19 protein-coding genes are annotated in these 15,303 nt (G+C 68.1%); 10 read left to right on the top strand and 9 right to left on the bottom strand.

Annotation, left to right across the window (positions count from 1 at the left end; genetic code table 11):
- Positions 1-17 precede the first annotated feature (17 nt).
- Positions 18-455, bottom strand: coding sequence for a DUF4148 domain-containing protein (locus ACN4F8_RS07760; protein WP_419473027.1), 438 nt, complete (start codon positions 453-455; stop codon positions 18-20).
- A 214-nt stretch (positions 456-669) separates the two neighbouring features.
- Between ACN4F8_RS07760 and ACN4F8_RS07755 the strand changes: the two genes are divergently transcribed.
- The 5 genes from ACN4F8_RS07755 to ACN4F8_RS07735 all read left to right on the top strand — a co-directional run bounded on the left by ACN4F8_RS07755 (position 670) and on the right by ACN4F8_RS07735 (position 4,659).
- Positions 670-1,602, top strand: coding sequence for a LysR family transcriptional regulator (locus ACN4F8_RS07755; protein ID WP_419473026.1), 933 nt, complete (start codon positions 670-672; stop codon positions 1,600-1,602).
- A 42-nt stretch (positions 1,603-1,644) separates the two neighbouring features.
- A complete protein-coding gene (locus tag ACN4F8_RS07750; protein ID WP_419473082.1) occupies positions 1,645-2,427 on the top strand; it encodes an SDR family NAD(P)-dependent oxidoreductase in 783 nt (260 codons plus the stop codon).
- Positions 2,428-2,570: 143 nt separating this feature from the next.
- A complete protein-coding gene (locus ACN4F8_RS07745) occupies positions 2,571-3,176 on the top strand; it encodes a hypothetical protein (RefSeq protein ID WP_419473025.1) in 606 nt (201 codons plus the stop codon).
- A 42-nt stretch (positions 3,177-3,218) separates the two neighbouring features.
- Entirely contained in the window at positions 3,219-3,932 is a 714-nt protein-coding gene (locus tag ACN4F8_RS07740; protein WP_419473024.1) for a DUF6065 family protein, read from the top strand.
- Between the two features lies 1 nt (position 3,933).
- On the top strand, positions 3,934-4,659 hold the full coding sequence (locus ACN4F8_RS07735) for a hypothetical protein (protein ID WP_419473023.1): 726 nt from the start codon (positions 3,934-3,936) through the stop codon (positions 4,657-4,659).
- Between the two features lie 6 nt (positions 4,660-4,665).
- On the opposite strand, the gene ACN4F8_RS07730 is transcribed toward ACN4F8_RS07735, so the two are convergent.
- Positions 4,666-6,012, bottom strand: coding sequence for a S8 family serine peptidase (locus tag ACN4F8_RS07730; RefSeq protein ID WP_419473022.1), 1,347 nt, complete (start codon positions 6,010-6,012; stop codon positions 4,666-4,668).
- A gap of 156 nt (positions 6,013-6,168) precedes the next feature.
- Here ACN4F8_RS07730 and ACN4F8_RS07725 point away from each other — a divergent pair, with 156 nt between their 5' ends.
- A complete protein-coding gene (locus ACN4F8_RS07725; RefSeq protein ID WP_419473021.1) occupies positions 6,169-6,669 on the top strand; it encodes an RNA polymerase sigma factor in 501 nt (166 codons plus the stop codon).
- Position 6,670: 1 nt separating this feature from the next.
- Positions 6,671-7,462, top strand: a complete 792-nt coding sequence (locus ACN4F8_RS07720; protein WP_419473020.1) for an anti-sigma factor family protein — start codon at positions 6,671-6,673, stop codon at positions 7,460-7,462.
- Positions 7,463-7,464: 2 nt separating this feature from the next.
- Here ACN4F8_RS07720 and ACN4F8_RS07715 read toward each other — a convergent pair whose 3' ends face one another.
- Complete coding sequence (locus tag ACN4F8_RS07715) at positions 7,465-8,673, bottom strand: MFS transporter (protein ID WP_419473019.1); 1,209 nt, start codon at positions 8,671-8,673, stop codon at positions 7,465-7,467.
- Entirely contained in the window at positions 8,663-9,127 is a 465-nt protein-coding gene (locus tag ACN4F8_RS07710; protein WP_419473018.1) for a MarR family winged helix-turn-helix transcriptional regulator, read from the bottom strand. The genes ACN4F8_RS07715 and ACN4F8_RS07710 overlap by 11 nt, the downstream gene beginning before the upstream one ends.
- Before the next feature lie 50 nt (positions 9,128-9,177).
- Here ACN4F8_RS07710 and ACN4F8_RS07705 point away from each other — a divergent pair, with 50 nt between their 5' ends.
- Positions 9,178-9,720 carry a PaaI family thioesterase gene (locus ACN4F8_RS07705; protein WP_419473017.1) on the top strand — a complete coding sequence of 181 codons (543 nt, stop codon included), beginning with the start codon at positions 9,178-9,180 and terminating at the stop codon, positions 9,718-9,720.
- Positions 9,721-9,775: 55 nt separating this feature from the next.
- Here the strand turns inward: ACN4F8_RS07705 and ACN4F8_RS07700 are convergent, their stop codons facing one another.
- The gene (locus tag ACN4F8_RS07700; protein WP_419473016.1) at positions 9,776-10,285 is read right to left on the bottom strand and encodes an OmpA family protein; all 510 of its coding nucleotides are present in this window, start codon (positions 10,283-10,285) and stop codon (positions 9,776-9,778) included.
- A 189-nt stretch (positions 10,286-10,474) separates the two neighbouring features.
- Between ACN4F8_RS07700 and ACN4F8_RS07695 the strand changes: the two genes are divergently transcribed.
- Both ACN4F8_RS07695 and pdxH read left to right on the top strand, forming a co-directional pair.
- Positions 10,475-11,038 carry a gamma-glutamylcyclotransferase gene (locus ACN4F8_RS07695; protein WP_419473081.1) on the top strand — a complete coding sequence of 188 codons (564 nt, stop codon included), beginning with the start codon at positions 10,475-10,477 and terminating at the stop codon, positions 11,036-11,038.
- A 44-nt stretch (positions 11,039-11,082) separates the two neighbouring features.
- On the top strand, positions 11,083-11,718 hold the full coding sequence (gene pdxH, locus ACN4F8_RS07690) for a pyridoxamine 5'-phosphate oxidase (protein WP_419473015.1): 636 nt from the start codon (positions 11,083-11,085) through the stop codon (positions 11,716-11,718).
- On the opposite strand, the gene folK is transcribed toward pdxH, so the two are convergent.
- From folK to hda, 4 genes are read right to left on the bottom strand one after another with little or no spacing between them, the layout of a single operon-like run.
- The gene (gene folK / locus ACN4F8_RS07685; RefSeq protein WP_419473080.1) at positions 11,715-12,188 is read right to left on the bottom strand and encodes a 2-amino-4-hydroxy-6-hydroxymethyldihydropteridine diphosphokinase; all 474 of its coding nucleotides are present in this window, start codon (positions 12,186-12,188) and stop codon (positions 11,715-11,717) included. The genes pdxH and folK overlap by 4 nt on opposite strands.
- Before the next feature lie 5 nt (positions 12,189-12,193).
- Positions 12,194-13,861, bottom strand: coding sequence for a polynucleotide adenylyltransferase PcnB (gene pcnB / locus ACN4F8_RS07680; RefSeq protein ID WP_419473014.1), 1,668 nt, complete (start codon positions 13,859-13,861; stop codon positions 12,194-12,196).
- A complete protein-coding gene (locus ACN4F8_RS07675) occupies positions 13,858-14,526 on the bottom strand; it encodes an HAD family hydrolase (RefSeq protein WP_419473013.1) in 669 nt (222 codons plus the stop codon). The genes pcnB and ACN4F8_RS07675 overlap by 4 nt, the downstream gene beginning before the upstream one ends.
- The gene (gene hda, locus ACN4F8_RS07670) at positions 14,523-15,209 is read right to left on the bottom strand and encodes a DnaA regulatory inactivator Hda (protein WP_419473079.1); all 687 of its coding nucleotides are present in this window, start codon (positions 15,207-15,209) and stop codon (positions 14,523-14,525) included. The genes ACN4F8_RS07675 and hda overlap by 4 nt, the downstream gene beginning before the upstream one ends.
- Positions 15,210-15,303 lie beyond the last annotated feature (94 nt).

Below are 15,303 nucleotides of genomic sequence, written 5' to 3'. Positions count from 1 at the left end.
GCCTGCCGGAGGCAGGATCAGTTGGTCACGGCCGCTTTCGACGGCGCCACGGCCCGCACGTCGTTGCCCGTGTTCACCGCCTGCACCGGGCCCAGGGGTGGGTAGCTGCGGGGATCGATGTCGCGGTAGGTTTCGCCGGTTTCGCTGTTGGCGATCAGGGTGCCGTTGGCGCGTGCGTCGCGCAGCTCTTGCAGCACTTCTGCGCGGGTCTTGCCCACCACGACGGCCTTTTCAGCGGCCTTCTCGGCGGTCTTTTGGGCCGCAGGGCGCGGCGTGACCGGGTAGGCGCGCAGGCCCTGGTCGCCATCGACGAGCAGGGTGCCGTTGCGCTGGGCTTCGGCGAGTTCGGCGCGAACCTGTTCGCGGGTTTTGGCAACCGACGGATCGGCGGCCAGGGCGTGGCCGGCAACGAGGGTGGAGAGGGCGATGGCAACAACAGAGAGGCGGTTTTTCATGACAGTTTCCTTGGGGAGGGTTGAACATGCCGGTCGGTCCGTTGTGCGGTCTGGCCGGCTTCGATGCCTCTGCGGAGGGTTTGCATGCATCGATGGGTTGAACTGTAAAGTTTCTGATTCTGATAAAAAATAGCGCCGTCATCGTTGCTGTATTTCTTTTTCAGCAACAATCGAGGCTTTCTCACCCGGGAAAACCCTTTCAAGAAAGCTCTACATGGACCGACTGGCCTCGATGCGCGTTTTTCAGAAGGTGATCGACGAGGGCGGGTTTGCCGCCGCCGGACGGGCGATGGACATGTCGCCGGCCGTGGTCACTCGGCTGGTGGCCGACCTCGAAGACCACCTGGGCACGCGCCTGCTGCACCGCACGACCCGGCGCGTTTCACTCACCGATGCGGGCGACAGCTACCTGGAGCGGGTGCGCGTGATCCTGCAAGACCTGGACGAGGCGCACGCCCTGGTGAGTTCACAGACCAGCGAACTCGCGGGCGTGCTGCGCCTGCTGGCGCCGCCGGTGCTGGCCACGCATGTGCTGGCCCCGCTGGTCAGCGGTTTCCGGCAGGCCTACCCCAAGATCCTGCTCGACATCGAGGTGGCGTCGCACCGCGAGCCGCCCATTGAGGACCACGACATCACGCTGATGGGCACCCGGGCTTCGTTCGACGCCAACGTGATCGCCCGCAAAGTCATCTCCAGCGTCACGGTGCTGCTGGCCTCGCCCGACTATCTGCGGCGTCGGGGCACGCCCGCGCGCCCCGAAGACCTGGCGCAACACGACTGCCTGCGCTTCAAGCCTGATGCCGGGCGCAGCCGCACCTGGCGCCTGTTGCACGAAACCGACGAGACGCGCTTCGTCGACATCGAAGTGCAACCAGTGCTGTGGGCCAACCACACCGACACGCTGATGCACGCCGCGCTCGACGGTGCGGGCATCACCGCCACCACCGTCGAGCTGGCCGCGCCGCTGATCCAGAACGGTGACCTGGTGCGTGTGCTCAACCCCTGGATCACCGACCGCCTCACCATGTACGCAGCGCTGCCCAGCCGCAAGTTCATGCCGCGGCGCACCGAGGTGTTTCTCGACTATTTGATCGAGCAGACCCGCGCCCGTGTGGACAGCGCGATGGCCACCTGCAGCAGTTGCTGACACCTGCCCGAAGCCCCCTCCCCCTACCATCGCCGGATGACCATGAACCCCACCCCATCCAACGTCCACTTCGGCCACCAGGGCCGCGTCGTCATCGTCACCGGTGGCGCACAAGGCATCGGCGAGGCCTGCGCGCGCCGCTTCGCACGCGAAGAAGCCAGGCTGGTGATTGCCGACGTGGCCAACGCTCCCGGCAGCGCGCTGGCTCGCGAACTCGGCGCCACCTACATGCACTGCGACGTGGGCGACAAGCTCGATGTGGACGCGGTGGTGGCCAAGACCGTGGCCGCCTTCGGGCGCATCGACGTGCTCGTGAACAACGCCGGCATCTTCAAGGCGGCCGACTTTCTGGACGTGAGCGAAGACGACTTCGACGAGGTGCTGCGCGTGAACCTCAAGGGCTCGTTCCTCATGGGCCAGGCGGTGGCCCGGGTGATGGCGGCCCAGGGTGGCGGCAACATCGTCAACATGAGCTCGGTCAACGGCGTGCTCGCGATTCCGAACATCGCCAGCTACAACGTGAGCAAAGGCGGCATCAACCAGCTCACCCGCGTGATGGCGCTGGCCCTGGCCGAGCACGGCATCCGCGTGAACGCGGTGGCGCCGGGCACCATCGCCACCGAACTCGCGGCCCGCGCGGTGCTCACCAGCGAGGAGGCCAGAAACAAGATCCTCAGCCGCACGCCCATGAAGCGCCTGGGCGAGCCGGCCGAGATCGCCGATGTGGTGGCCTGGCTGGCCAGCGACGCGGCCAGCTACGTCACGGGCGAGATCGTCACCGTGGACGGCGGGCGCATGACGCTGAACTACACGGTGCCGCTGTGACTGCAGGGTAAGGCTGCGTTTACACCCCCTTACCTCTCGCCCCGGAATAGGCAGCACCCGGCCTGCGTTGTCGCATCAGACCCGGGCCGCGCAAACGACGGCTGGCCTGGTTTCTTCAACCCCGAACGAAACAAAGGACTGTCATGAAAAACAACATCGGTGCCATCGTGACCGCCGTGGCCAGCGTGGTGGGCAGCCACGGCGCCCAGGCCCAGAGCCTGCCGCTGGTGAAGGAACTCACGCAGGCCGCACATGGCGTGCTCGCCAGTCTGGACCCCCTGAAGATCAGCGCTGGCAACAGCAGTTCGAACGGAAGCTCCAACGGCGGCTCCAGTGGATCGGGCGGCGGCAGCGCATCATCGGGTGGTGGCTTTGGCGGCGGCGGGTTCGGTCGAGGCTCCAACTCATCATCCAACTCCTCGTCCAATTCCAGCTCGAACTCGTCTTCGAACTCTTCCTCCAACTCGTCGTCGAACTCCAGCTCGAACTCGTCGAGCAACAGCAGCAGCAATTCGTCCAGCAACAGCAGTTCGAACAGCAGCCGAGGCACCCCGCGCGGGGACACCGCGGTGCACGGCTTCTTCAAAGGTTGGGAAAACGGCATGAACCGCGCGGCGCGCGCCGTGGGTCTCACGCCCAATCAACCCACGCACCGCGCGTCCAACAGCAGCTCGAACAGCTCGTCCAACAGCTCGACCAACTCCAGCGCCAACCGGTCTTCCAATTCCAGTTCGAACAGCAGCCGCTGAGGCGCTATCCTGCGGTTTCCCCCACGCAGAAGGCCTCCACGCATGCCCGACGTTCCCGCCACCCCCGAGCCGAAGATCGAATTTTTGTGCGCCCCGGAAGACCTGGGGGTGATCGCAGCACCGGTGCCTGCGCGCGAGGCCATGCCCGAGTGGTTCAAGCGCCTGGCGCCGGTGGACAAACAGCGCCTCTCCACCACCGACAACGCGCTCACGGTGAAGCGCTGCATGCCGTTTCTGGACGCGCTCATGACCGGCTGGATCCTGCCGCTGGCGGCCACGGTGCGCATCGAGGTGCTGGACAACGGCCAGACGGTGAACACCGGCTGGGACTTCGACCGCACCATGGTGAGCAACCACCATCCGTACCAGATCGCCGGCCACCCGATGCAGCCGCGCCCGCCCAACAAGTTCCACAACCACTGGACCATCCGCACGCCCAAGGGTTGGAGCTGCCTGTTCATTCCGCCGATGAACCAGCCCAACGGCGTGGTGGAGATCGCGGCCGGCGTGGTCGACACCGACGAGTACACCGCGCTGATCCATTTACCGTTTTTTGCCATCGCCGCCGACGGCCTGTACACGCTGGAGAAAGGCACGCCGCTGGTGCAGGTGATTCCGTTCCGGCGCGATGCGATGGACATCGCTGGCGAGGTGCGCGCCGAAACGCAGCAGGAAGCGGCCGAGCGCCAGCGCATCCTGCGCGCCACCAGCGCCGGTGACGGCTGGTACCGCCAGCAAGCCCGCGACAAGCGCTGACATGCGCCCGCTCACCCTGGCCTTCATCGCCCCGACCTTGGTCACCGGCTGCTCGCACCTGCCCTCGGGTGGCCTGCAGGACGCGATCAATGCACTCACGCCCGCCGCGTCGGTGGCGGCCCCGCCGCTGGTGTTGCCACCGGCCCCCCGCCCCACCGCGCGCGTGGGCGACACCTATGTGTTTGGTGCCGCCTCGGTGCGCCGGGTGGCCGCGGTGAGCCCCACAGCCCTGACCTGGACCACCACCGACGGGCAACGCCTGCGCACCGGGCGCGATTTTTTCACCCCGGTGCTGGAGCAGACCTTGCCCGATCGCCGCATCACCAGCCAGTTGAGCGGCCAGCCCGCCGACCTGTGGCCGTTGTCGGTGGGCAAGACGGTGACCTTCAACGAGTTGCGCACCACCACCTTGACGACCTTCAACCGCACGGTGCAGACGCCGTTGCGCTGGGAGTGCGAGGTGGTCGACGTGCGGGTGAGTCAGGTGCCGGCGGGCGATTTCGAGACCTTCCATGTGAGCTGCAAGTCCTACCGGCAAGACTTCTTTTTGCAGCTGCAGACCATCACCTGGGACTACGCGCCTTCGCTGGGCCACTACGTGCGCCGCACCTGGTACGAGCGCGGGCGCCCGCGCCAGAGCCAGCTCGGTGCCGCGCTGCCAGGTTCGCTGGCCACGGCACCGCGGGTTGCAGCCACCCTGGAGCGGCTGCAGCAGTTGCAGCCCTGAGCGGCGTCAGCCGCAGCGCACCGGCGCTCTGGGCAAGCCCCAGCCAAACACCGGATCGCGCCCACCCGCACCGAGATCGGTCACCGGCACGCGGCGGCCATCAAGCCAGTCGGCGCGCGACAACACGCCCTCGAACATCGATTGCGACAGTTGCGCCACCAGGAAGGGAACGGCGTAGGAGGTGCCGCTGCGCAACCGCACCGCGTCCACCCCGTCGGCGGTGGGCAACTCCACACCGGGCAACGCAAAGTCCACCGCGGCGCCCTGGCTGGCGCGCCAGTAGATGCGGCCATCGCCTGAGAGCGCCGTGACACCGAGCACGCCGTCGAGCGCGGCCGGGTGGGCGGGCGGAGCGTTGCGTCCGGCGTTGCCCACCGCCGCCGCCACCAGCACGCCACGCGCCTGGGTGCGCTGGATGGCAGCGGCCAGCACCAGGTTCTCCGGGCCGGTGAGGCTCATGCCGATCACCTGCGCACGCTCGGCCACCAGCCATTCGAGGCTCTTGACCAGGCCCACCGCGTCGGCGGCCAGCGTGCCCGACGGCAGGCGCACAAACGGCTCCGCCGCGCGCAGCCGGGCCCGGGGCAACAGCCCGGGCAACGCGGTGCCGGGCTGGCCGACCAGGATCGTGGCCACTGCGGTGCCGTGGGTGGTGTCCCCGGCCTCGCGCTCATCGGCCACAAAGCGGCGCACGCGCAGGTCGGCACCTTGCAATGCGGACATCCGGGTGTCCACACCCGAGTCCACCATGCCGATGATTTGTTCGCGGCCGCAGGTGGCACTGCGCGCGGGCCAGTCCATGCGCTGCATGGGTTCGCAGCTCGCGCCCACGCATCCACCGTCGTCGGCCTGGGCCAGCTGGTAGAGGTGGTGCAGGTCGAAGACGCCCGGGTCGCGTTCATTGGCCACCGCCAGTGCCGAGCGCGCGTCAATGCCGGGCGGCAGACGCAGGCGCACCACGCGCATGCCCAGACCGGTTTGCACGCTGGTCTCCACCACGCGCGCGCCCCACTGCCCCACCCGTTGCAGCGCCGCCGGGCTGGGGTTGAGCGCGATCAGTTCGTCGGCCCTGAAGCGGTCGGCCTGCACCGGCAGCTCGGGCTCGCGCGGTCCAGGGTCGATGTCCCGACCGCCAGCGTCACCGCCCGAGGATGAGCCACCGCCGCTGCTGCCCCCACCATCGCCGCCGTCACCCCCGTCGCCGTCATCTGCACGGGCCTGACTCAGCAGCGGGCTGCCATCCAGCCAGGCCACGCCCATCGGTGGCAGCGCGTGCAGCAGCACCAGCAGCGCGAGCACGCGCCAGCCCCGGTGGGTGCGCCGCCGGGGCGGGTGGTTGGACGTCAAGGGCATGGTGTGGGCGGCGTGTGCAAAACAGGGACACAGGTTAAAACATGGCCGCCAATCCCACAGCCGTGGGGTTGGCGGCCTGACAACGCAGGCACCGGGCATTTATTCCACCAACACGGGAATAAAGCCGGCAGCCCGGCGTTGTCACCCCAAGCCACCATGTCCCACACCGACCCCCGCGCCCAGATCATCAGCCTGCTGCCCCGCTTGCGCCGTTTCGCCAGCGGGCTCACGCACGACGGCCACATGGCCGACGATCTGGTGCAGACCGCCTGCCTGAAAGCGCTGGAACGCTGGCACCAGTACCAGGCCGACACGAGCCTGGCGAGCTGGATGTTCCGCATCGTGCAGACCACCTGGCTCGACGACTACCGCACCCGGCAACGCCAGAAGACCGACACCGACACCGACGCGCTGCCCGACATCGAAGGCGAAGACGGGCGCCAGGTGGTGGAGCGGCGCAGCGACCTGCGCGCGGTGCGCGCTGCCCTGGCGCAATTGCCCGACGACCAGCGTGCGGTGCTGATGCTGGTCACGGTGGATGGCCTGTCGTACCAGGAGGCCGCGCTGGCACTCGACATCCCCATGGGCACCGTGATGAGCCGGCTCTCGCGCGCCCGCATCAGACTGGCCGACGCGCTCGGAAGGCAAGGAGCCTGAGATGACATTCAACGACGACACCCTGATCGCCTACCTGGACGGACAGTTGCCCGACCCTGACTACGGCCCGCTGGAGCAGGCCCTGCAACACGACCAAGCCCTGCGCACGCGCCTGCAGGCGCTGGCCGACAGCAGCGAACTCGCGCGCCGCGCATTCGATGCGGTGTTGCTGGAACCGGTGCCACCACCGCTGATTGCCGCGATCTGGCGCGCGCCCGATCCGCGCGCTCGGGCCACGTCCGCGCGCGCAAGCTCGTCTCGCACCCGCGGTCTGCTGGCCTGGCTCGGTCTGGATTCGGGTCTGCGCGCCTGGCCCGCGCTGGCCTCGGTGGCGGTGCTGGGCCTGGGTGTGGTGATCGGCTGGCAACTGCTGGCGCCGGCGGGCGATGCGCGCTGGGCGCTGCGTGAAGGTGCACCGGTGACCGACGAGGCGCTGGCCCTGGCGCTGGAGGTCTCACCCAGCGGGCGTGTGCTGCGCACGGCGGGCGGTGCGGTGGAAATTCTGGCCAGCTTCGAACAGGCGGGTGGCGGACACTGCCGCGAGTTCAACCGCAGCAGCCCACGCGGCACGCGGGACGAGCTGGGCATTGCCTGCCGCGACGCGCAAGGCGACTGGCAACTCGAACTGCTCGTGGCCGAGGAGCGTGAGGCATCCGGCGGTGAAGCGCGCTACCAGACCGCCAGCGACCAGCAACACGACCGGGCCGACGCCTTCCTGCGTGACCGTGCACGGGGTCAGCCGCTGGACGAGGCCGAAGAGCAGGCGCTCATCGAAGGCGGCTGGGTGCGCTGAGCTCAGGCCGGCCGGGGCCGCACCACCACCGCCTCGCGGATCGGCAGGTGGATCAGCGCCGCACCCACTGCGAGCACGATGTCGATGTACCAGATCCAGTCGTAGTTGCCGGTGGCTTCGAACACCTGGCCACCCAGCCACGCACCGAGGAAACCACCGATCTGGTGCGACAGCATCACCAGGCCGAACAGCATGGCCATGTTGCCGGTGCCGAAGAACTTGGCGACCAGCCCCACCGTGGGCGGCACGGTGGACAGGAACGTGAGGCCCATCACCGCGGCAAACGTGAGCATCACCGCCTCGGTCTTGGGCGCGAGCAGGAAGATCAACACGGCCACCGCGCGCGTGGCGTACACCAGCGAGAGCAGCGACTTCATGCGCCAGCGGCCCACGGCCCAGCCCATGGCCAGGCTGCCGATGATGTTGAACAGCCCGATGATGCCCAGCGCCCAGGCACCCACCGGCGCGGCCACCACACCGGGCAGGTGCGTGGCCAGAAAAGCCACGTGGAAACCACAGACAAAGAAGCCGGCCGAGAGCAACAGGTAACTCGGGTTGGCCAGTGCCTTGCGGATGGCCTCGCCCGCCGGCAGCGACACTGGCGCCGGCGCGGCCCCTGCGGCAGCCGCCGGACCTGGCCCACGCAGCACCCAGGCCGCCGGCAGCGCCAGCAACACGATCAGCGCGAGTGCCTGCATCGCGCCCGCCCAGCCCAGGCCGAGCGTGAGCGCGGCGGCCAGTGGGGCCATCACGAACTGACCAAACGACCCGCCCGCGTTCACGATGCCGGTGGCCATGCCGCGCCGCTCGGCCGGCATGAGGCGCGTGGTGGCGGCCATCAGCACCGAGGGCCCGGCCATGCCGGCACCACCGGCCGAGAGCACGCCGATGGCCAGGATCAGGCCCCAGGTGCTCGTCATGAGCGGCGTGATGTAGGTGCCCAGCGCCACCAGCAGCACACCGGCGAGCAGCACGCGCCCGGCGCCGATGCGGTCGGCCACAGCGCCGGCGAACGGCTGCGTGAGCCCCCACCACAGCTGGCCGAAGGCGAACGCCAGGCTGATGCTGCCCACACCCAGGCCGGTGGCGGTGTTCAGCGGCGAGAGGAAAAACCCCATGGTCTGGCGCGTGCCCATGGTGAGTGCGAAGGTGCCGGCGGCCGCCAGCAGCACCAGCCACCACACGGCGTGTTTGTGGGCATCAGTCTTCATGGTTGTCTTCCTCATGGAATGCGGCCAGCCCTTGATCGAGCAGGTCGTGCAGCGCCGCCACGGTGGCCGCGCCGAGCTTGTCGTTGAGCGCGAGTTGTGCGGCCTTCCAGCGGCGCTGCGCCTGGCGACGCGTCTCGCACCCGGCCTCGGTGATGTGCACCAGGCGGCTGCGCGCATCGGCGCCTTCGCCCATGGCCAGCCAGCCAGCGGCCACCAGCGGCTGCAGGTTGCGCGTGAGGGTGGAGGCGCCCATGTCCATGCGCCGGGCCAGCTCGCCGGGCGCCAAGGGGCCGAGCTTGTCCACGTGGGTGAGCAACGAGTACTGGGTGATCTTCAGCCCCGAGCCCGCGAGGTGCTGGTCGTAATGCTGGGTCACGCGCCGGGTGAGCTGGCGCAGCTTGAAGTTGGTGCAGCCCACCGGGGTCGGGGCTGACGCATGGGTGTCAGAGCTCATTATTCAATTGTATCTACAATCATTGCATCTGCAAACAACATGGAATCCACATGACCACCGAAGAAACCCAGGCACTCTGGATGCAGCAGTACGACGCCATCGTCGAGCGCATGAAGAATGGCGCCGGCGTGGGCCTGGCCAACCCGGCCGACATCGCGGGGCTCACCGGCCTGCAGCAGATGCAGGCCATGCTCGACGGCCGACTGCCCTACCCCCACATCGCCCACACGCTGGACTTCTCGCTGGTCGAAGTGGGCGAAGGCCGCGCGGTGTTCCAGGGCCAACCCCAGCTCAAACACTACAACCCGCTGGGCAGCGTGCACGGCGGCTGGTACGCCACCCTGCTCGACTCGGCGCTGGGCTGCGCGGTGCACACCACGCTGCCGGTGGGCCGTGGATACACCACGGCAGAGTTGGGCGTGAACATCGTGCGCGCTGCGTCCCACAAAAGCGGTCCGCTGCGCGCCATCGGCACCGTGTTGCACGCGGGCCGCCAGCTCGCCACCGCCGAAGCCCGCATCGTCGGCGCCGACGGCAAGCTCTACGCACACGCCACCACCACCTGCCTGGTGTTCGAAGCGCCTGCGCGCTGAAGCCAGGCGAAAAAAAACCCGGCGAACCGGGCTTGTGCGGGGGTGATGCGCGGGCTCAGCCGGCGATCATCACTTCCACACGGCGTGCTTCGGCGTCGTTGCCGGTGCCGGTGGTCTGCTCGGGCTTCTTCAGCTCCATGCTGCTCTCGGCCACGCCCGCGCCCACCAGCGCATCGCGCACGGCCAGCGCACGCTTCTTGGCCAGCTCGGCGTTGAAGGCCGGGTCGCCGGTGGCGTCGTGAAAGCCCGAGAGCACCAGGCGTTTGCCGGCCTTGGCCGCAGCGATCGCATCGCCCAGGGCCACCAGCGCGCCGGCGGCCAGATCGGCCTTGCCCGAGGCAAAGTAAAACTTCACCACGCCGTTTTCCACCACCACGCTGGCGTCGTCGCTCATCGCGGCAGCCACCGCAGGCGCGGCGGCCGGCGCTGCCATCTGGGTGGTGGGCGCGCCACCGCGGGATTTGTGGATGCCCAGGCCCACGGCGAAGCCGGTCACCAGCACAATCACCGCCACCAGCAGCACCGCGACCACGCGGTACTCAACTTCGTTATCTTGGGAAGACATGGGAAACACTCCGTGAAAATGGTTGTCAGTTCATCGACCTCCCGGGCTCAGCGCGCCAAGCTCTCACAGCAGCGCAGCCCTTCGGGCGCTGCGGGATTGTAAATGGCCCCCTCCTCCTCTTCACACCCGCCTGCACCTCGCACGGTGCGCCCCACCACCTGGGACCCGGCCCAACGCAACGGCGCGCAGATGATGGCCGACACGCTGGCGCAATGGCGCTCGCAAGGGCCTCGCCCCGACCTCTGGGTGTTCGCCTACGCCTCGTTGGTGTGGCGCCCCGAATTCACCGCCGCCGAGCAGCGACTGGCACGCGTGCACGGCCACCATCGCTGCCTGGAGATGTGGAGCCGCGTCAACCGGGGCACCTTCGAATGTCCCGGCCTGGTGTTCGCGCTCATGCCGGGCGGCAGCTGCACAGGGCTCGCATTGCGCGTGCCGCACGACGAGGTGGAAGCCCTGATGCCTCTGCTGTGGGCGCGCGAAATGCCCAACCCGGTGTACGACCCCAAATGGCTGACCTGCCAGACCGACCTAGGCCCGGTGCACGCGCTGGCCTTCACGCTCTCGCGCCGCAGCCCCAGCCACACCGGCACGCTGAGCGAGGAGCGTTACCGCGACATCTTCAGCCGGTCGTGCGGGCGCTACGGCACCACGCTGGACTACGCGCGCCAGACCTTCCACGGCCTCTTGCACCACGGCATTCACGACCGCGCGCTGGGCAAGTTGCTGCAGTTGGTCGACGGCACAGATTGACCTGCCGCAAGACCCGGCAAGCGCCCCACTCCTATACTGAAATCATGAACATCGCCGACCTGCGCAAGAGCTATGAGAAGGCCGAACTCAGCGAGTCCGCCTCCCACGCCGACCCCCTCCTGCAGTTCTCGAAATGGCTGCAAGAAGCCATCAGCAGCGAGGTGCCCGAACCCAACGCCATGACGGTGGCCACGGTGGGTTCTGATCTGCGCCCGAGCACGCGCGTGGTGCTGATCAAGGGTTTCGATGAACGCGGCATCGTCTGGTACACCAACTACGCCAGCCGCAAGGGCCAGGAGCTCGCCGGCAACCCGTTTGCCGCGCTGCAGTTTCACTGGGTCGAGCTGGAACGCGTGGTGCGCATCGAAGGCGTGGTGGAAAAAGTGAGCGACGCCGAGAGCGACGACTACTTCCACAGCCGCCCACTCGACAGCCGCATCGGCGCCTGGGCCAGCCCACAAAGCCAGGTCATCGAAGGCCGCACGGTGCTGGTGACCAACGCCGCGAAGTACGGCGCGCAGTTCCTGCTGCAACCTCCGCGCCCACCGCACTGGGGCGGCTACCGCCTCAAGCCCGAGCGCTGGGAGTTCTGGCAGGGGCGCAAAAGCCGCCTGCACGACCGGCTGCGTTACACGGCGCAGGCCGAGGGCGGCTGGTTGCGCGAGCGGCTCGCGCCTTAAAGGGTTTCGATCGCTTGGTCGGCCACGGCGGCCAGCTGCCCGGTGCTGACCAGCGCTGGCGCGATCTCGGCCAGCGGCACCAGCACAAACGCACGTTGGGCCATGCGCGGGTGCGGCACCGCCAAGCGGGGTGACTCGATGCGCGCGCCGCCAAACAGCAAGAGATCCAGATCGAGCGTTCGCGGCGCGTTGCGGTACGGGCGTTCGCGGCCAGCCTGTTGTTCAATGGCCTGCAAGGCGTCCAGCAGAGCGGGCGCGGTGAGGGTGGTCGAGACCTCGGCCACGGCGTTGACGTAGTCAGGCCCGGTAGACTGGACTGGTGCGGTGCGGTACAGGCCGGAAGCACGCACGACGCGCAGGCCCGGCGTGTCGTCCAAGGCCTTCAAGGCGTCGCGCAGCGCCTGAGCAGCATCGCCGAGGTTGGCGCCCAGCGCGACGAAGGCCGTGACGTCAGAACGATCCACGGCCAGAGCGTTCAGACCGGTCCGCCGGACTCGCCACCGGCGGCGGCACCACCGGGCTTGCGGCGACGGCGGCGGCGCTTCTTGGCCGGGGCCGAACCGTCGGTGGGCGAGTTCGACTCGGCGCCCTCGTCGGACTCACCAGCGTCGTCGCCATCCCGATCGTCATTGCCAGCATCGGCCGCGCGGAAACGTGGATCGGGTGCGAGCGCTTCGCTCGATGCACCGGCGTTCGCCGGATGGTCGTCGTCGCTGCGCTTCACGCGCCGTGCTTTGCCGGCACCGGGCTTGGCCAGGTTGTCGCGGCGCTGCGCGTCCACCATGTCTTCGCGCATGTCGTCGCTGGCCATGCTGAAGGTTTCCCACCAGTGGGCCAGCTCTTCTTCCACTTCGCCGACCTGCGCGCGCAGGCGCAGGAAATCGAAGCCGGCGCGAAACCGCGCCTGGTCCACCAGGCTGAAAGGCGAGGTGCCGACGCGCTTGTCGAAGCGGGGCTGCATCATCCAGATCTCGCGCATGTCCGCACCCAGCTTGCCGCGGCCCGACACGTCGCCGATGCACGCATCAAACGCTTCGTCCACCGCGTCCTGCAGGGCGGCAAACGGCGGCGGCGGGCGCTGGCCCGGGCGGGCGTTCAGGCGCTGGCTCCAGCCTTTGCGCACGTCGGCCCACAGCACGCAGGCCAACAAAAAGCTCGGCGCGACCGGTTTGCCTTCGCCGACGCGGCGGTCGGTGTCCTGCAGGGCGAGCTTCACAAAATCGTCGTCGGCGCGCTGCACCACCACGTCGAGCAGCGGGTAGATGCCGGTGTCCAGGCCCACGGCCTTGAGCTGGGCCACGCTCGCCAGCGCGTGGCCGGTCTGCAGCAGCTTGAGCATCTCATCGAACAGGCGGCTTTGCGGAACGTCCAGCAGCAGCTTGCGCGAGGACGCCAGCGGCTCCAGCGTCTTGGCGTCAAACGTGAAACCCAGGCCACTGAGCTTGGCGGCAAAACGCACGGCGCGGATGATGCGCACCGGGTCTTCGCGGTAGCGCGTGGCGGCGTCACCAATCATGCGCAGCGTCTTCTTTTTCGCGTCGCGAATGCCGTGGTGGAAATCGACCACGGTCTGCGACTCGGGGTCGTAGTACATGGCGTTGATGCTGAAGTCGCGGCGCGCGGCGTCGTGCTCGATCGGGCCCCACACGTTGTCGCGCAGCACACGGCCGCTGGCGTCCACCGCGTGTTTCATGCCGGCGAGTTCGCCCTTGCTGGTGCGCTCGTTGCCGGCCACCTGCTCGGCGTCGGCGCTGTCCAGATACGCGCGGAAAGTCGAGACCTCGATCATTTCGTGTTCTCGGCCGCGGCCGTAGATCACGTGCACGATGCGAAAGCGCCTGCCAATGATGAAAGCGCGGCGGAACAGGCCCTTGACCTGCTCGGGCGTGGCGCTGGTGGCCACGTCGAAGTCTTTCGGTCGCAGGCCCAGCAGCAGGTCGCGCACCGCGCCACCCACGATGTAGGCGTCGAAGCCGGCTTGTTTGAGGGTGTGCACCACGTCGAGTGCTCGCTGGTCCACCAGCTTGAGGTCGATGCCGTGCACCGAGACCGGCACGTCTTCGCGCTTGCCGAACGGGCTGGCGCGGCGCGCGGGGGCAGCCGGCGATTTGCCGAGCAGCCTGTCAATGAATTTCTTGATCATTCGAATAGGTTCAATATGCGCCAGCCCCGTTCCAGGGCAATGGCTTGGAGCCGGGCGTCCGGATTGGTGGCCACGGGCTCGTGCACTTTTTCCAGCAGCGGCATGTCGTTCATGGAGTCGCTGTAGAAGGTGCTGTGCTGCACGCCGGCCCATGACAGGCCCCGCGCGGCCAGCCATTGTTCCACACGGGCGACCTTGCCCTCGCGAAACGAAGGCGTGCCCCGGATTTCACCGGTAGGCTCACCGTGCTCGTCGGTGGCCAGGTCGATGGCGATCAGTTCGTCCACACCGAAGGCTTTGGCGATCGGGCGGGTGACGAATTCGTTGGTGGCAGTGACGATCACGACCGTGTCGCCCGCCGCCTGGTGCGCGCGCACCAGCGACAGCGCAGCGTCTTTCAAGCCCGGCTGCACCACCTCGGCCATGAAGCGTTCGTGCGCCTCGCGTGCGGTCTTCAAACCACGTTCGCGCACGGCTTCGATGGCAAAGCGCACATAGCGGTGGATGTCCAGCGTGCCGGCCTTGTAGTCGGCGTAAAACCCGTCGTTGGCCTGGGCGAAGTGGGTGGCGTCGCGCCAGCCCAGTTTCACGGTGAATTCACCCCAGGCGTAATCGGAATCGAACGGGATCAGGGTGTGGTCAAGGTCAAAAAGCGCCAGTCTCATTCGTCTTCCAGCATGGATTTGATCAGGGGGATGGTGATGGCGCGCTGGGTGCGCAGGGCGTAGGCGTCGAGCTGGTCCAGCAGCAGCATGAGGCTGGAGAGGTCACGCGAGAAACGGCGCAACATGAAGTCCATCACCTCGTCGCTGAGGAACACACCCCGGTCGTCGGCGGCGCGACGCAGCACGCCGCGGCGCTCGGTTTCGCCCAGTGCGTGCAGCTGGAACACATGGCCCCACCCCAGGCGGGTGCGCAGGTCTTCGCGCAGGCGCAAATCGGCCGGCGGGCAGTTGGCTGCGGCCAGCACCCAGCGCGCCGGGCCGTGCGCCGGGTTCTGTGCGTTCACAAACCAATTGAAAGCCGCCGCCTGCTGGGTGGCGGTGTAGAGGTGGCAGTCGTCCAGCAGCACCGCGTCCCAGTGCTCATCAAACTCGGGCGGGTCCAGGGTGTCCACGTCGATCCAGCCGACCCGGCTGCCGTGCTCGCGCAAGCTTTCGCGCACCGCGCGTAACAGGTGCGTCTTGCCGCTGCCGCTCTCTCCCCACACAAAGGTGGGCACGGGCGAGCGCAGCGGGTTGTGGGTCCAGAGCTTGAGGTGCTCCAGCGCGGCTTCGTTGCCGGCGGGCACGAAGTTGGACAAGGTAGGCACAGGCGCCAGGCCGATGTCCAGCGCCATCTGTTTCATGGGGCCGGCGCTCATGACTCGATGGTCTCGTTGTTGACGCGCGGCCCGTCGCCCAGGTACATCTGGCTGGCCAAATAGCCGCGCTTGGCGCGCC

The organism is Hydrogenophaga sp. (genome assembly GCF_048549895.1).
Classification (GTDB): Bacteria; Pseudomonadota; Gammaproteobacteria; order Burkholderiales; family Burkholderiaceae_C; genus Hydrogenophaga.
Note: the sequence above shows the minus strand (reverse complement) of the source record. Positions and strands in the feature narration are given on the sequence as shown.

Excerpts from the sequence above, each read along its gene's own strand:
- ACN4F8_RS07705 (WP_419473017.1), top strand. The coding sequence starts at position 9,178 with ATGACCACCGAAGAAACCCAGGCACTCTGGATGCAGCAGTACGACGCC.
- ACN4F8_RS07745 (WP_419473025.1), top strand. The coding sequence starts at position 2,571 with ATGAAAAACAACATCGGTGCCATCGTGACCGCCGTGGCCAGCGTGGTG.
- ACN4F8_RS07735 (WP_419473023.1), top strand. The coding sequence starts at position 3,934 with ATGCGCCCGCTCACCCTGGCCTTCATCGCCCCGACCTTGGTCACCGGC.
- ACN4F8_RS07730 (WP_419473022.1), bottom strand. The coding sequence starts at position 6,012 with ATGCCCTTGACGTCCAACCACCCGCCCCGGCGGCGCACCCACCGGGGC.
- ACN4F8_RS07715 (WP_419473019.1), bottom strand. The coding sequence starts at position 8,673 with ATGAAGACTGATGCCCACAAACACGCCGTGTGGTGGCTGGTGCTGCTG.
- ACN4F8_RS07755 (WP_419473026.1), top strand. The coding sequence starts at position 670 with ATGGACCGACTGGCCTCGATGCGCGTTTTTCAGAAGGTGATCGACGAG.
- pdxH (WP_419473015.1), top strand. The coding sequence starts at position 11,083 with ATGAACATCGCCGACCTGCGCAAGAGCTATGAGAAGGCCGAACTCAGC.
- ACN4F8_RS07760 (WP_419473027.1), bottom strand. The coding sequence starts at position 455 with ATGAAAAACCGCCTCTCTGTTGTTGCCATCGCCCTCTCCACCCTCGTT.
- ACN4F8_RS07695 (WP_419473081.1), top strand. The coding sequence starts at position 10,475 with ATGATGGCCGACACGCTGGCGCAATGGCGCTCGCAAGGGCCTCGCCCC.
- ACN4F8_RS07710 (WP_419473018.1), bottom strand. The coding sequence starts at position 9,127 with ATGAGCTCTGACACCCATGCGTCAGCCCCGACCCCGGTGGGCTGCACC.
- ACN4F8_RS07700 (WP_419473016.1), bottom strand. The coding sequence starts at position 10,285 with ATGTCTTCCCAAGATAACGAAGTTGAGTACCGCGTGGTCGCGGTGCTG.
- pcnB (WP_419473014.1), bottom strand. The coding sequence starts at position 13,861 with ATGATCAAGAAATTCATTGACAGGCTGCTCGGCAAATCGCCGGCTGCC.
- hda (WP_419473079.1), bottom strand. The coding sequence starts at position 15,209 with ATGAAACAGATGGCGCTGGACATCGGCCTGGCGCCTGTGCCTACCTTG.
- ACN4F8_RS07720 (WP_419473020.1), top strand. The coding sequence starts at position 6,671 with ATGACATTCAACGACGACACCCTGATCGCCTACCTGGACGGACAGTTG.
- ACN4F8_RS07725 (WP_419473021.1), top strand. The coding sequence starts at position 6,169 with ATGTCCCACACCGACCCCCGCGCCCAGATCATCAGCCTGCTGCCCCGC.
- ACN4F8_RS07740 (WP_419473024.1), top strand. The coding sequence starts at position 3,219 with ATGCCCGACGTTCCCGCCACCCCCGAGCCGAAGATCGAATTTTTGTGC.
- ACN4F8_RS07675 (WP_419473013.1), bottom strand. The coding sequence starts at position 14,526 with ATGAGACTGGCGCTTTTTGACCTTGACCACACCCTGATCCCGTTCGAT.
- ACN4F8_RS07750 (WP_419473082.1), top strand. The coding sequence starts at position 1,645 with ATGAACCCCACCCCATCCAACGTCCACTTCGGCCACCAGGGCCGCGTC.